At 69.5% G+C, this 14581-nt stretch carries 13 protein-coding genes and 2 pseudogenes; 4 read left to right on the top strand and 11 right to left on the bottom strand.

Annotated features, from left to right (window positions below; translation table 11 throughout):
* Window positions 1-151: 151 nt before the first annotated feature.
* The 8 genes and pseudogenes from PV721_RS32455 to PV721_RS32420 form a co-directional block, all read right to left on the bottom strand.
* The gene (locus tag PV721_RS32455) at window positions 152-1648 is read right to left on the bottom strand and encodes an ISL3 family transposase (protein WP_319730660.1); all 1497 of its coding nucleotides are present in this window, start codon (window positions 1646-1648) and stop codon (window positions 152-154) included.
* A gap of 711 nt (window positions 1649-2359) precedes the next feature.
* Window positions 2360-2770, bottom strand: coding sequence for a hypothetical protein (locus PV721_RS32450; protein ID WP_319730658.1), 411 nt, complete (start codon window positions 2768-2770; stop codon window positions 2360-2362).
* Window positions 2771-2784: 14 nt separating this feature from the next.
* Complete coding sequence (locus PV721_RS32445; protein WP_319730656.1) at window positions 2785-3426, bottom strand: sigma-70 family RNA polymerase sigma factor; 642 nt, start codon at window positions 3424-3426, stop codon at window positions 2785-2787.
* 149 nt (window positions 3427-3575) lie between these two features.
* Window positions 3576-3770 (bottom strand): annotated as a pseudogene (locus PV721_RS32440) (XRE family transcriptional regulator); the annotation flags it as partial.
* A gap of 204 nt (window positions 3771-3974) precedes the next feature.
* Window positions 3975-4529 (bottom strand): telomere-protecting terminal protein Tpg, encoded by a 555-nt coding sequence (gene tpg, locus PV721_RS32435; RefSeq protein WP_319730654.1) that lies wholly within the window; start codon window positions 4527-4529, stop codon window positions 3975-3977.
* A gap of 511 nt (window positions 4530-5040) precedes the next feature.
* Window positions 5041-5913, bottom strand: coding sequence for a hypothetical protein (locus PV721_RS32430; protein ID WP_319730652.1), 873 nt, complete (start codon window positions 5911-5913; stop codon window positions 5041-5043).
* A 528-nt stretch (window positions 5914-6441) separates the two neighbouring features.
* Window positions 6442-7017: a hypothetical protein gene (locus PV721_RS32425; RefSeq protein ID WP_319730650.1), complete on the bottom strand. Its 576-nt coding sequence runs from the start codon at window positions 7015-7017 to the stop codon at window positions 6442-6444.
* 161 nt (window positions 7018-7178) lie between these two features.
* On the bottom strand, window positions 7179-7706 hold the full coding sequence (locus tag PV721_RS32420) for a hypothetical protein (protein ID WP_319730648.1): 528 nt from the start codon (window positions 7704-7706) through the stop codon (window positions 7179-7181).
* A 95-nt stretch (window positions 7707-7801) separates the two neighbouring features.
* Here PV721_RS32420 and PV721_RS32415 point away from each other — a divergent pair, with 95 nt between their 5' ends.
* The gene (locus PV721_RS32415) at window positions 7802-8410 is read left to right on the top strand and encodes a hypothetical protein (protein ID WP_319730646.1); all 609 of its coding nucleotides are present in this window, start codon (window positions 7802-7804) and stop codon (window positions 8408-8410) included.
* Window positions 8411-8735: 325 nt separating this feature from the next.
* Here PV721_RS32415 and PV721_RS32410 read toward each other — a convergent pair.
* Window positions 8736-8894, bottom strand: a pseudogene (locus PV721_RS32410) (XRE family transcriptional regulator); the annotation flags it as partial.
* Between the two features lie 146 nt (window positions 8895-9040).
* Here PV721_RS32410 and PV721_RS32405 point away from each other — a divergent pair.
* Window positions 9041-10003 (top strand): hypothetical protein, encoded by a 963-nt coding sequence (locus PV721_RS32405; protein WP_319730644.1) that lies wholly within the window; start codon window positions 9041-9043, stop codon window positions 10001-10003.
* Between the two features lie 239 nt (window positions 10004-10242).
* On the opposite strand, the gene PV721_RS32400 is transcribed toward PV721_RS32405, so the two are convergent.
* Window positions 10243-11007, bottom strand: coding sequence for a hypothetical protein (locus PV721_RS32400; RefSeq protein ID WP_319730643.1), 765 nt, complete (start codon window positions 11005-11007; stop codon window positions 10243-10245).
* A gap of 181 nt (window positions 11008-11188) precedes the next feature.
* On the opposite strand from PV721_RS32400, the gene PV721_RS32395 reads away from it, so the two are divergent.
* Window positions 11189-11530: a hypothetical protein gene (locus PV721_RS32395; protein WP_319730641.1), complete on the top strand. Its 342-nt coding sequence runs from the start codon at window positions 11189-11191 to the stop codon at window positions 11528-11530.
* Window positions 11531-12261: 731 nt separating this feature from the next.
* Here the strand turns inward: PV721_RS32395 and PV721_RS32390 are convergent.
* Window positions 12262-13308 carry a DUF3883 domain-containing protein gene (locus PV721_RS32390; RefSeq protein ID WP_319730639.1) on the bottom strand — a complete coding sequence of 349 codons (1047 nt, stop codon included), beginning with the start codon at window positions 13306-13308 and terminating at the stop codon, window positions 12262-12264.
* 228 nt (window positions 13309-13536) lie between these two features.
* Here PV721_RS32390 and PV721_RS32385 point away from each other — a divergent pair.
* Window positions 13537-14581: nuclease-related domain-containing protein (locus PV721_RS32385; protein WP_319730638.1), on the top strand; the 1045-nt coding region annotated here is incomplete at its 3' end.

Here is a 14581-nt window from a genome sequence, read left to right as displayed (position 1 = left end):
GCTGTGCCATCCCGCCTCCCCGCGCCGATCGGACGTGTCGTCACATCCAACCGGCACGAGGACCATGAGCACCAACCCGGCGAACCTAAGCGGTCACAGGGGTCTGTCAAACGAGCGGCTCTGGCCCGTAGTCGGTGGTGACGTTCTGTTGTCATGGGAGGAGGATGCGGTGGCGGAGGAGGTCGAATCCGGCTCGGCCATGCATCTGGCGCATGATCCTTTTGGTGCGGGTGTTGACGCCCTCAGTGCGGCCGTTGTGGTAGGGCAATGTGAGGCCGGCGTCCACGGCAGGCCGGTCGATTTCGAGGCCATGGGTGAAGCTGCGCAGGTAGGGAAGGTCGACGGCGCGGGCGGCCGTGATCCACTCGGTGAGTTTCGCGTCGTTGCCCTCTCGCGGTTTCAGCAGGGCGGCGAAGCCGCGTATGAGATCGGCGAGTGCGGTCATCTCCGGGCAGGCCGCGGCGATCTTCTCCAGCAGGGTTGTTTCCTTCGGGCGCAGGTTCTCGGGGTCGGTGAGCAGGAGGCGGCCGGCGTGGCGTGGGGTGGTGACGGGGCGGTCGCCTTCGGCGCGGCCCTGGTTGAGGTAGCGGACCAGGAGGTTCGCGCTGCCGGTGTAGCCCAACTCCCGGATCTCTTCGAGGAGGTGGGTGACCGGGACGGCCGGGTCTTCGGCACGGCGTCGGCGCAGGTGGTCGCGGTAGGGGTCGACGAGGGTGGGCCGGTAGGCGGGAGCGATGCGCAGGGTGTGGGGTTCGGGCATGCGGGCGTAGCGTTTGACGGTGTTCAGGGCCAGGCTGAGGCGGCGGGAACAGTCGAGCAGGCCGACGCCCTGGCCGAGGAGGTCGTGGATCTTTTCCCAGCGTTCGCGGGTGGTCTGTTCGCGTACTCCACCGGGGCGGGGCGGGTTGATGGTGGCCCAGCAGCCGGCGTGCGCGCGGACCTCGAGCAGGACTTTGTCGCAGAGATTGCGCCAGAGGTGCCATCGGTCGCTGACCTGCACCGCGTCGGGCAAGGCGCGGCGGACGGCCTCGGCGTAGGTGGCCGAGCCGTCCCGGCACACGACCTCGGCACCAGGATGCTCACACAGCCAGGACTCCAGGGTGGCCATCTCGCGGTCGGGCAGGACCTCGATGCGTCTGCCGGTCTCGGCGTCCGTGATGATCGTGGCGTAGCGGTGCCGGCGGCGCAGGGCGAAATCGTCCACGCCGATCACCCGCGGGACGGCCTGCTGCGGCAGCGGCAGGCGCCGCAGTGCGGTGCTGCGGGAGACGGGCAAGGCCAGCAGACCGGCCAGACGTGCGGCCGCCCGGCCGCATAACTCCCGAGCCACCTGCGATATCTGCCAGCAGAGCCGCACCGTGCGGCGCTGATGGCGCTCCAGCAGTCCGGGAAATTGCTCGCGGAAGGTCTGCCGTCGGCAGCCCAGGACCGGACAGACCAGCCGCCGTACGCGTAGGTGGACGACGACCGGGCGGCCGTCGACCGGCACGTCCGTCACCGTCCGGCGGTGATACCCGTGCACCTTCGCCGTGGGCGTCCGGCACGCCGGACACGGCACTGCCACATCCCGCGTGCGGGCCTTGACCACCACCGCGATACCACCGTCCACCACGTCCTCCACGACCAACGGCGATAGCCCGGAAAACACCGTCCCGATAAGAGAGTTGACATCCATCACAAGATCATGATCGTGGATGGCTACTCGGCGTCACCACCGACTACGGGCCAGAGCCGAACGATTTACAGTCCCCATCACGCCGAACATATGAGATCGATGTCTCGATCGTTGTCTGCCCTCGTATTAGTGAGCAGAAGGCCGCTACGAGGAACTCGGGGAAAGAAGTTGACGAGAAGTGAGAAGTCTCTACGGAAGTGGTTCAGCCCGGCAAGTATCCGAGGTTCCGTGGCGATAGGAATCGCTACGGGATTGCTTCTTCTGGGTTTGGATGTCTCTCTCAGTGAATTGGTTCTAGATGATTCGGATGACAAAGTCGTGGTGTGGACTGTCCCGGATCCTTCCAGCTGCACGGTCTATAGCGTAGCTATTTCACGCTAGTGCATACTCGAGCCGCGGGGGCCCGGCACTCCCAAATGCCGGGCCCCCGCCCTCTACTTACGCTTAATGCAATTTATCCCTTGGTAGCATTTCCGATGACCCTTTCTCTTACGAGCGGACCCACTCCGCTCGATTCCTGGTTGTTGAGTTCCCACGTTTATGCTGTGTTGCAAAGGTGCGCTGATGGTTCTCTACTGGTGTCGAGCCGTGTTCCGCGTCTCCTCCCACTGCGGTACTCGGCGGTCTGATATCTCCTTTGTTTGGTGACGGTTGCGATCCTGCCAGTCGCGTCCGTCGGGTTCTTCAGTTGTCGGCGAGCATCATGACTGCGACGGTGTCGCCCTGGAGAGCTGCTCTCTCCCACCAGATCTGGGCGTCCTGCTCTCCTTGGAAAAGCTCTGTCAGCTCTGCAATCCTGCGCAGAGCCGGGCCTTCAATGTTTCCTCTCCCTTCTTTTTCCAGCAGCGTTCGGAGTTCCTCGTGGAATCGTGTCCGGCGCTGCTCCTTGATGATGCTCGGGTGCGCTGACCGGGGATCTCCCCCCGAGGGGGGGAGGGAGCTGGGCCCCTCCCCCCTCCGGTCGAGTTCCCCAGCGCCAGCCGCGGGAGTACGGACGGCATGGAATGCCGCAGCCATGAGCTCCTCAACGGCTGTGCTGGATTCCCTCTTGAGGTAATCAGCGGTCAGACTAAGACGCATTTCAAGAGCGTCCATTGTCTGCCTCTTCTCTAACGCTCTCCGAGAATCCCGTGCAGCATCTGCAGGGCCTTGTTGTGGTAGCGGCTCGCGGTCTTGGGGGCGAGACCCTCGTTTTCAGCGAATGCCGCCACGGTGCTTCCGTCGAAGTAGACGGACTCGATCAGCTTCCGCCAGATTTCGGGCAGCTGTTCCATAGCCTGCAGGACTTCACGGGCGTTTTCGGACGCGATGAGCTCTTCGACAAAGTCGCTTTCGCCTACCACGTCGTGGTCGGCGAGGTCGCTGGGCATGTACTTGTTCGACTTCACGCGTACGTAGTCGATGAACACGCTCTTGACCGTGCTGAATGCGAGAGCCTTCTTACGCTCGGGCGGGTAGGAGCGGTACGCCGTCCAGTTCACCCAGAGCTTGAGGTACGCCTGCTGTGTCAGGTCCTCCGCCTGCGCCGCGTGGCGGCACAGGCGGAGGGCCCGGTAGTAGAGCTGACGCTCGGTGGCCTCGACGAACTCCGTAAAGTCCGCCTCGAGCACGCAGGCTCCGCGGCTCGCGCCGAAGGCCGCGGTCCAGGAACGCACCGGTACCTCGTGGATGGTGCAGTGCTGCTCGTTGTCGGACTCGGAGGAGGACCCGAGCAGACAACGGACCGCACACAGAGATGTCGTGGAGTCCACGGCTTCCCCATTTCACTCGCCGGCCCGGCAGGTGGGCCGGGGGGGCAGTACAGCGCGAACGCGCTGCATCCAGTACCACGAGGACACAGAGCTCTTCGGACACCCTCTGAGCAAGATCTTTCACTACGGCTCCCACCTGGGTCTCCAGGGGCGCCCTCGTAGCCGAGTGCGATCGCGGCGCGGCCGCGGACCCAGACGCAGGTGGCGATGGTCGCCGGCGGCATCGGCGGCCTTCCGGTACCAGTGCACGGCCTTGGCCCCGTCCGAACCGGAGAACGTCTTCGCGTACAGGGCATCAGGCGGGCGGCGACCGACCACAGGCACGGGTTGGCAAGTTGTGGCTGACGCCAGGACCGGGGCCCGCTCCGGGCAGACCCGGGGGAACCGATGGAGCCCCCGAAGCGGTGTGCATCCCAACCCTTCAACGACCAGGTACGCCACCGGTTTTACGCCCTGGCCGCCCGATGCAAACTTCGCAATTCCATGCAGTTCCACGCATCTGGTCTGCCTGCGAACCGACCCTCGATGCGTGGGCGCACCCACACGTGTCAGAAGGAAACGTCGAAATAGTCGATGTCCATGAATTCGACTTCAAGGCCGTCCGCGCGGGTTCCGCCGTCCTTGAAATAGATTTCCTGCAGTCCTTCGGCGACGATTTCACGCATCTGCTGGTCGCTTCCGCCCTGTGCGCGGGCGTCGAAGAGGCGCTGCGCGTACGCGGGCGGGAGGTGGACGGTGAGGCGCCGCACCCGACCGTCGTCGGTCGTGCCGACGGGTGCGGTGTAGCCGAACCGGGCCCGCGTCTCGACCGTGATCCCGGTGTGGGTGGCGGCCTCCTTGCGGCGGCGGCCACGGACCACGGGCTGCCAGCGGGCCCGCACGGCCGTGTCGATGCGGTCCGCGACCCGTTTGGGCGGGGTCTTGCGGTCGCCCTTGCGGTAGCGCTCCACCGACCGCTGGCTCACCCCCAGCTGCTCGGCGACCGCCTTGGTCGTCTTGAGCTGGCGCATCAGGAAGTTGATCCGCCCCTTCAGGGTCTTGGGCGGCTCCCGGGTGAACCCTTCGCGGTCCGCGCGGTCCAGGGCGTCATCGATGTCCCCCACCAGCTGCGCGTCCTTCCTCTCGGCCCGGTCCCGGGCGCAGCGCCCGAGACGGGGTTGCCCCAGCCTGGTCTACGACCCGGTCGCCGGGCCGGCCGCCGCCGTGTGCAGTGGCAGTCTTCTCGTCGTCCGCCGTGGTGGCAGTCTGCCCGACCCCGGCTGGCCCCGTGGCCGCGCGGCGGGAGAAGTCGGTGCAGCGGATCCCGCCGCCGACATGCCACTCCAACACCGGGCCCACGGCGTCGCACCGGCTCGGGCGAGGGCGACGCCGTGGCGTACCAGCCTGCCCGCGCGGCGGTGCCGCGCACGCCGGCCGGCAGGTGTCAGGCGCAGGCCTCCCGATCCCTGGGCTCTCTTCCCGATGATCACCCGCGATCGAGAAGACGGCTGACGAACCGGGCGCGAGACCGTGGTATCTGGTATCGAAGTGCTCACCACCCGATCGCTTCTTTCCGAGGGCGGATTCCACTTGCCCTGACGGGAGACCGAGTGGCCTCCAAAGGTGTCCAGGCCGTCAGCCGGTGTACCTGGTGCCCTCGAAGGAGTACGGCAGTCTTGAGGAGGCTGCGACGGACACCTCGCCGGAGGAGCCCGCGGGGACCTTCAGCACAGTCAGGTTCATGATCCGCTGGGTGTACGAGGCCCAGGGGATGCCCGTCGTGCCGGCCCAGCCGCTGCTGCTGAAGGTGGCCGACGTTCCGGGCGCCAGTTCCTTGTACACCTTGTTGACGGTGGTGCACGCCACGAGCGCGCCACCATCCGTGGTGCGCCAGACGGGGCCGTGCGGGGTGCGATTGACGTCGATGCCGACGTCGACCTTGCCGCCCTTGCCGACTTCTCCGCGTATGCGCGTGAGGCTCCCGGCGAGGGCCTCTTTCGTCTTGGTGACGTCCTGGCTCCACTTCACGCCGCCCGCACCGGCATCCGTGTTCAGGTAGTCGCCATGCTGCCCGCAGACCGTCGCCGGGTCGGCCGCGAGCCCCGCTGTGTCCCCGCCGCCAGAGAGCGCTCGGCCCTCGGGCCCGACCGCAACCTGGGGCAGGGCCGTCGTCTCGGGGCCACTGGCGATGAAGGCCGTGAGCCAGGGCGCGCCCGGCCGCTGCTGGTGGTGCAGCGACCAGCGCAGCTCGGCCTTGTTGCTGGCGTCGCCCACGGTGTAGCCCAGTACCTCGTGGGCACCAAGAATCCACCGGTCGCTTCCATCATCCTTGCCGGTGGTCCATGTGCGCACCGCGTGCTCCGTCGCCGGGGAGTTGGTAGGCCTCGCCTCGCCTTTAGTGCCGTACTCCCTCGCGGTCTCCAAGACAGCGAGAGCCCGCTCCAGCAGCGGACCCTCTGTGATGCCCTTCCAGTACTCGGTGTCATGGCTGTCGGCGTCAAACTTCACGGTGAAGTCCTTGACGATCCTCCGCGCCTCCTCCTCGGACAGTGGGGCCGCCTTGACAGGGGCCGACGGGCTACTCGTCGCCGGGCCGTCGGCGCCTTCCCTCAATGCGGACCCCCCGCAGCCAGCTGCGCCAGCAAGTGCGAACAGGACGGCCAGGGCCGCAGGTAACGAGCGTCTCATCGAAATCCCCCAGGGAACGGTGCAAAGGCTTCGCCCACTATGCCTCCGACGCCCGGGCAGCTGTTGGCTTTGGCGGTGCGATCTGGTTCGACTGCTCCTTTCGGCTTGGACTGGCCCCCGGCAGCCGGGGCGGACTCGCTGACGAAGTCGATGGCGGCGCTCTCGTTCTCGATGTGTGTCTCCTCGCCATCCAACGTCGTTGGTGACCGGTTCCTCGGCGTCCATCGCGTGCTGCGGCTTCGAACGGAGTGGCTGAGCAGAACTGTGGGCTGTGACCGGGCTCGGGTCCGCTGTTCGCGCACCGGAGCCGAGCCCTACCAGGTGATGCCCCCAAAAAACGACGCCGCCTCAGGGGTGGCGGTAGCCGTTCACATACCTGCGGGCGGCCGCCTCGCTCGTACCGAGCGCGGTCGCTACCGTCTCCATCGGGATCCGGCCGACCTGCACCGCGAGAGCCGTGTCCGCACCCACCCCGGCGATCAGGGACCTGAGGTCCGCGAGGGCCTTCAACGCCACGAGCGGATCCTTCACCGCGGTGGTCTCCAAGCTCTCCTTCAAGTCGGTCAGCAGAGCGATGAGGGGGTCGGGAAGGGGGACGGCGGCGTCCCGGACCACGGTCAGGTGCGCACCGTAGTCCGCGATCGGCCCGGTCAGGTCGACGTCGGCCTCGTAGAGGGGCTTCTGGTCGTCGAGCACGGTCCAGTCGAGGGGGTACTCGGCCGGCCCGCGCCAGCCGCACGCGCACGCGCCGCGCAGGAGGGCGGCCTTCGGGCGGCCGAACCGGCCGTCATAGGCGTGCCATTCCGTGGTGGACGGCACGTGCGGGCCGCTGCCCACGTCGAAGTACACCGGCCCCGGCTCGGTGCCGTCCGCCAGCAGCACCCCCACCGAGCCCTCGTGCGCAGCACCCAGATCCCTCAGCATCCGATCCACCACACCCCACCCCTTCCCCACTCCACGACGGCCCGTGCCCGCCGGATCGGTGCCGGCCCCGCCGGTTCCAGCGTGCCGCACCCGCCCGGCCGCATCCCCGCGTCCGGGGAAAGTGCCACCCCCAAGGGGATACTGCGCCGTCCCGGACCCCGTCAGGACGCCGGTGTGTGGGGCTTGCGCAGCCAGAGCAGCCATCCCGCCGCGCCGGCTGCCACTGCGAACAGGAGGGCGGTGGAGGGGGAGGTGGGTGCGTTGCGGACGATGCCGGTGAGGAACACGGCGAGGACCAGGACTCCGAAGGCCCGGCACCAGCGAGCCGGCTCGGACAGGATCACCCACGCGCCGAGGTACGGACGCCAGAACTGGCGGAAGGCCACGCCCCCAGCCCACAGCGCCATCCAGACCGCCACGGTGACCAGCACCCTGGTGAGGCCGGTGCCTCCGAGCAGGAAGCCGGTCACGGCCGCCGTGGCGAGCACGGCCGCTGCGGTGACCTCCAGAGCGACGACGCCACGCACAGCCCGGTCCGGGTCGAACGCACACAAGGCTGTACGCGCATCCTGAACGGCTTCAAAGCGGTAGCCGACCCGGCCCCGGTGGCCGAAGACGAACTCCTCCAGCTCGGCGAGGGCCTGGCGCCGGTGGGCAGTGTCCTGGCGGGCGACGCGGATGAGATCCACCAGTGCGGGGGCAGCGCCATCGGGCTGCGTCCGCTGCCCGATATCGACCTGGGCGGCCTCCCTTCCCACCCGCGCCGTCTGACAGGATGCGGAGCATGAGCTACTGGGACCCACTGCCGGCCGTCCGGGCCGCGGAGACCGGGCCGCTGCCCGCGCCGGACGGCGGCACGTGGCTGCCCTCCGCGGAGTACCGCGGCCGCTGGTGGAACCCCCGCCCCGAACGCTGGGCGGAACGCGACTGGCGCAACGTGCCGGGGCCGTTCTACGGGGCCGGGACCGACACGTGCTGGATGGGCCGGCTGATCGCGCCCGCGCATGTGCTCTACGACGACGAGTGGGGCGCCGAGTTCGTCTACCGGCAGCCCCGTGACACGGCGCAGGCGCTGGCGCTGCTGGGCGCGGTCGCGCAGGACCCGATGGTCGGGTACGCCTGCGACGGTGACGACCACTGGACCCCGGAGCTCGTCCGCGACTGGTGGAGGGAGCGGGGCCGGGTGCGGGAGTGGGCCGCGGCCCTGGACCGTACGTGGTCTGTCTCGGACCGGGCGGAGGAGCGCGAGGCGGCCGGCGGGGGCCGGGAGTACGTCGCGTACATCGACGGAGGCCTCGCGCAGGACCTCCGCCACTACCTCTTCTGGCTGTCCGAAGGCCGCCCGGCGAACCCCGGCGACCCCTTGCCGACCCTCCCCCTGCGCGGGGCCTAGCAGGGGTCAGGGCCCAGGTTGCGGCCCGCAGGACGCGCCCCTGGTGGGCCTGGATGTCGACGCCGCCCACCGGGGGAAGATCACCGGGCTGGATGCTGTCGACCGGGGCGGTGACCGGCGACGTGTGACGGCAGCCGGGGTCCGCCCGCGGTCGACAGGACCACGGGGCCGGGAGCAGCCCATCCGAAGGCGGCTCCCCACAGTCGCTATTGCACCCATCTTCCGGGTGAGGCCCGCCGTTGACGCGCTGATACGGGTGTGAGCCGTACCCGGACAGAGTGCTCGCGTCCGGGTGCGGCGCTGCCGGGGGGCCCGGCAGTGGGGTTCAGAAGGAGACGTCGAAGTAGTCGATGTCGGTGAACTCGACCCGGAGCTGGTCGGCTCGGGTTCCGCCGTCCTTGAAGTAGATCTCCTGCAGTCCCTCGGCGACGATCGCGCGCAGTTCGCGGTCGGCGGCGCCCTGGGCGCGGGCTTCGAACAGGCGCTAGTCCCCGGACAACAGCACTGTCCGTTCCGGGTCACCGGCCCGTAACCCCCGGCCGACCAGCCCGCCGCCCTCGGATACCAGGCCACGGGCGGCGGGCGGCCACTGAGCCCTCACCAACCTCTTTCAGGAAAGGACCCGTTCCCATGGTGCACGACGCACCTCCCTGGCGAGACCACTCGCCCTTCCCCAACGACCCGAACTTCCTCTGCCCCGGCTGCGACGCGCGCCCGCACGCGGCGCCGAGCACCTTGGTCCTCAGCGCCGACATCCACGGGCGCATCGCCGACGACCTCGCCCCCGTCCTCCTGGTCACGCTTGTCGAGCTGACCGACCGTGACACCAGCGCGATGATCACCCTCGCCGGCGGCACGAGCAGCCGCCCGGCACTGGAGGCGATCAGCCTGCTGCTCGGCGCTGGCGACATCAAGGTGGCCTCGACGATCGGCGCGACGGCCGTCCAGGTGACCCCCGCGGGGCTCCAGCACGCCGACCGGATCGAGCGAGAGCGCGCCAGCCACGGCGCCCGGCGGGCCTTCGCCCTCGACGAGCTCGTCGCCGCCGCGTTCGCCGGGCCCGACGAACGGGTCGACCTGCAGGCCTTCACCGCCCGCACTTTCCACCTCGGTGAACACCTCGACGCCTCCACCGTCATCGCGGCCGCGCGTGACCTCGTCTCCTACGGGCTGGCCGTGCCCATCCCGCCCGAGGGCGAGCGGCCCGAGCAGCTCGCCCTCACCCGCTCCGGGTGGCACTGCGCCGCCCTCGACATGAAAGTGATCCAGTACGTGACCCAGCACAACGTCGGCAACGGCCCCGCTTCCACCAGTACGTCCAGCCCGGGGGTGCAGGCGCCCAAGGCGTGCATGTCACCCAGACCAACGGCCTCCGCCCCGGCGACCTCGGCCTCCTCCTCGAACAGCTGCGCGGCGCCGCCCCCAGCACCGGCGAGGCCCGGGACCTCTACCTGGCCGATCTCTCCACCCTCCAAGACACCCACGCCCCCGGCGAGGCCCGCCGGAGCGCCTTGCTGCGGGTGCGGTCCCTCCTGGAACAGGCCGGCGCAGCCTCCGGCGTCATCCAGGCTGCCATCGCCATCGCAGCCCTGATCTGACGAACCCCCAAGGCTGCGGCCCGCCCCCAAGAGGGGGCGGCCACAGCCTTGGCTCCGGTTTAGTGCCGGTTCACGTCGGCCAGCCGGAACCCGACTCCGCAGCAGAGCCCCGGAGTCCCGTACTCCAGGTACACCCGCAGATCTGACAGGCCGGCCCGCGCCCGGAGACCATCACCTCGGCCACAGCCGACACCGCCGCCTGCCCGACCACCCAGGCCTACGCGCGCCCGCTCGCTACTGGGCCGGCACCGCCGGCAACGGCCACTTGTTCAGCAACGCCATCATCGTGTCGTTCGACACCGGGCCGAGGATCACGTAGGGCACCGTCACGTGGGTCCCGAACTCGACGCCGCCGTCGATCACGCCCCGCCGTACGGGACCCAGCGGTGCGAGCCGATCCGCAACACCGGCAGCGGCCTGCTCGCGCACCGCATCAGACCTGACCGGCTGGCCGGCCTTCCACATCTCCCAGTAGTCCTTCGTGACGTGGTCAGCGGTCATCTCGTCGTCGACGATCTCCCCGTGCGGCAGCAGTACCACCGCGAAGATCGGCTCCACCATGAGCCCGATCCAGGTCACACACTTGGCGATGTCATCCGTCACCTGCTTGTAGACCGTGCTCAAGCCGCTGGCGGACTGGGCCTTGAATGTGCGGGCCGACTTGAACTCCACCACCCCGCGGGTGTCCATCGCCTTGTCGCGGCGCGAATAGCGCGCACTGCGTTTCACGACCGCGAGGTCCACCCGCCGCGCTGCACGCCTGCCGCCCTCACCCTCCGTGTCCATCCCGGTCCATTCACGGCCGACGTCCAGCCCCGTCCTCCTGAGCCGCCGGTGCAGCTCGAACGCGACCCGGTCCCGGATCGGGTTCTCGATCTGCGTGCCCAGCGCCAGGAACGCCAACTCCCCGGCCTCGTAGGACTCCCCGGCGGCTTGCAGGCACTCATCGAGCAGGTCGGCGGTCAGCTCGGTGGGCCGGCCGGGCCGCGGCTTGGCCACCGCCTCTTCCCCAGTCGTCGTCATCCTTCGAATCTACGAGAGGGGTACGACAATGCGATTCCGCGCGTGGCGCCGCAGGCGTCATCTGTCGCACATCCCTGCGGCTGCTGGGTACGCGGACCAGGCGAAGTAAGTACGTGCGCCCATGCCGAGGCCACGGGGCGGGCGGTGCAATGGGGGTGTGAAAGCGACTCCTACCCTCGTACCTCCGGCCAAACGGCCCCTGAACTCGCCGTGGTGGCTGGCCCCGGCCCTGTTCACCGTGGCGGCGGTACTGGGCGGTGCGTGGGGCTACCGCTCCTCCCCGCTCATCCAAGGCGCTGCGTGGCTGGCCCTGCCGTACATTGTTCCGCTGGCCCTGGTGGCGGCCTCCTGGCGGCCTTCGGCCCACCGGGACACGAAGACCCGCGGCCTGGTCCTGGGCGGGGTAGGCGCCGTGATCGCCCTGGTCTACGCGCACCTGGCCACCTTCGTGCTGTGCGCGCTGGCGATCGTGCTCTGGGCCTTCCAGGGCGGCGGCTGAGGCCGGCCGGGCCGGGCCCCGCACGTTCATCGTGGCTGGAGTGAGACGCCGCCAGGTCGGATCCAGGCGTACTCAGGTAGCCGCCGGCCCCTGCACGGGGCCGCCGCCCGAGGGTGACCTCGCCGCGCGGGTAAGGCGGCCCGCTGGAGAGAGGGGTGCCACCGGAAAGGCGCCGGTGCTCCTGGGCAACCCGGCCGGCCACCTGGCGCAGCTCCTCATCACGTCCTGTACACGGCCACCCGCTCCGCCGCGTAGGTGCCGTCCGGCAGTACCCCGTCGGTCAGCTCGAACTCCTCCTTCTCTCCGACGGGTCCGGTCCAGGCGATCCGGGTGCCGGCGGGACGGCTGCTGGGCAGGTGGACCGGCTGGCCGTCAGCGGCGCGGACGCCGAGCAGGGTGTAGGTGCGGACCGGCCGTCCGGCCCCGTCGGGGCCGGTCGTAGTGGTGTGAGGGGCCCGGCGGCGCCGGAACTAGCCCCAGGCGCCGGCCCCTGCCAGCAGGGTGAGGCCGCCCAAGGTCTCCGCGGTCCAGCCAGTGAGCACGTCGGTGAGCATCGTGTGTCCTTCGTCTACGTCGTGATGAGGCGTGAAGGGACTTCGGCGCTTGCGCTTCGTCCTGGGCGGCACAGTGCGGGAGCGGGGGGCTAGCCCGCAACTCTGGCCCCGTGCTCCGTCCCTGCGCCCTCCGGGACTTGCAGCGAGCGCACCCGTTTGGGCGCCCTTCTCACCCGGTCACGACGGGGCAGTGAGCGTGGCGTCACGGGAAGCGAGTTCGCTGTGTGCGTGACTCACTTCCTGCGGCTGGCATACGTCTCGCGCGGTGGTTTCCGGGAGCCGGTATTCGTACTTGCGGGGGCGGAGGTCTTCGTCGGCGGGCTCCCAGTCGGTGTAGTGGGAGAGCGTTCCTCCGCTGGCCGTGTAGGGCTCGGTGTGGGTGTCGACCCTGATGTCGCTCACGACGTAGAGGTCGACGGTGTTGTCCTTGTCCCGTGCGTGGAGGACTTCGTTGATGGTCAGCTCCACGCTGGTCGCGGCGCCCGTGGTGCCCTTGACCTCGACGTGGCGTTCCTCCGTTCCGCGGGTGCAGCGCAGGTCGTAGGGCTTGCCGAGCTTCTCGACGCTCCAGCCCTGGTTTTCGTAGTGGGCGATGGCGAGTTGTTCGGCGTGTTCCTCGATGGTCTTGCGCTTCTTGGGGTCCGAGATGTAGCCGGCGCCGCGGCGGCGGCGCTGTGGCTTCTTCTTGCCCTCGACCTGGTCGGCGGTGAAGCCGGGGGACTGGTCCAGGGGGACGTCTTCGGGTTCGTCGGGGTCGAAGGGGATGCCGGCGAGTTCCAGGAGGCGCTGGGCGGGCATCTGGACGAGCTTGCCCATGCCGCGGTCGGTGCCCGAGCGGCGGATGGCGTCGCTGCCGGCTTCGGTGAGCGGTCCTTCGGGGCCGAGGGGGACGTTCTCGAGCTTGGCGAGGGGTTCGATGCCGAAGCGCTGGGGGTACTTCAGGCGGCGTTCGGCTTCCTCGTCGGGCCAGTGCCAGGCCTGGCCTTCGTAGAAGCCGCCGCGGACCTGGAAGAGGTAGAGAGTGGCCGTGCCTTCCAGCCAGTTCCCCAGCTGGACGCGGGGAGAGGCTCCGGTGGCCAGGATCGCGAAGCGGGGCTGCGCGGTGTCGTACTCGGGCTTCTTCTCGGGGAAACCCCAGGAGAGAGTCTCGATGCCGTGCTCGAGGTTGCGCTGGGACTCGGTGCTCTGGCCGACATGCACCATGACGAACGTCGACGACTTCATGCAGAGCATCATAACCAGCCTGCTATCGACAGGTCGATAGCACTTTCTCTGCGGTAGCCTCATGATCGGATGGGGGTGCCGGACCCGAACTCCGGGTGTGACGGCACCCACTGACGACCGATCAGTGGCAGTCGTTCGGGGCGGGCTGCGCCGCGCTGAACGCCTGACCGGAGCCGAAGCGGCCGTCGTCGGGTGATGCCCCGGCGACACGAACCCGGGGGGAAGACCGTGAGCGATGCGACCCGTATGGAGATGACGCAGGACAAGCCCGCCGTCCCCGTCCCGTTACGCGCTCCAGCGCCGGCGCCGGAGCAGGATGTGCCGGCCGGTGTCGCGTGCGTGGCGGCCGGCTTGGTCGGGGAGATCGCCGCGCTGGTGGACAGTCCCGCGTTCATCGCGCGGTGCGTCGAGCGGTACCACGCCTGCGGGTTCGGGGTTCCGGACGAGGGTGAGGTGCGGAGCTGGCGTGCGAGCTGGCCGCCTCTCTTCGCGGCCCTTATGCGGGCCGGCCTGTCGGATCTGCGGGTGTACCTGGAGTACGGGACTCCGGGCGGAGGGCGGCGCCTGGACGCGCTGCTCGTCGGCACCGCGCCGGGCGGCGGGCTCGTCCTGGTGGTGGTCGAGCTGAAGCAGTGGCAGACCTGCCGGATCCTGGACGGCGGCCGGGTCATACGCAGCGACGGGGTGGTGACCACGCATCCCATCCACCAGGTCGCCGCCTACCGGAGTTTCTTCGGGCACTGGCGTCCTGACGGGGCGCCCCGTCTTCAGCTGCGTGCCGTGGTGGTGCTGCACAACGCCACCGCCGGGCAGGGGGCCGCGCTCAGCGCGGCCGCCCCCGCCTTCGGGGACATCCCTGTCCTGACCGCCGGTGATCTGACGGCGCCGCCCGCGGCCCTGGCGCGCCTGCTGCGCTGCGACGGCGTGGGCGCGTTGAGCCCGGCGCAGGCCGCCTCCTTCGAGGGCATCCGGTGGGCTCCGTCGGCCGGGCTCCTCGATCACGTCGGGTCCGTCCTGGCGGGCAAGCCGGCCTTCGCCCTGATCGGGGACCAGCAGGACGCCTTCACCCGGATCCGCGACAAGGCCGCGCAGAGCCTTCGAACTCCGGCGGGCCCGCCCCGGGGCGAACCCGGACCGGGCGGGAAGCCGCCCGCGCATGGGGCGGTCATCACCGTCCGCGGCGGACCGGGCAGCGGCAAGTCGGCTTTGGCCGTACGCCTGCTCAGCCACTTCATGCGCGAGCACCCCGACGCCTCCCCCCGCTTCGTCACCC

Source organism: Streptomyces sp. MB09-01 (assembly GCF_033794505.1).
GTDB lineage: Bacteria > Actinomycetota > Actinomycetes > Streptomycetales > Streptomycetaceae > Streptomyces.
The sequence above is the reverse complement of the archived record's forward strand: the minus strand, read 5'-3'. Positions and strand labels throughout refer to the sequence as shown.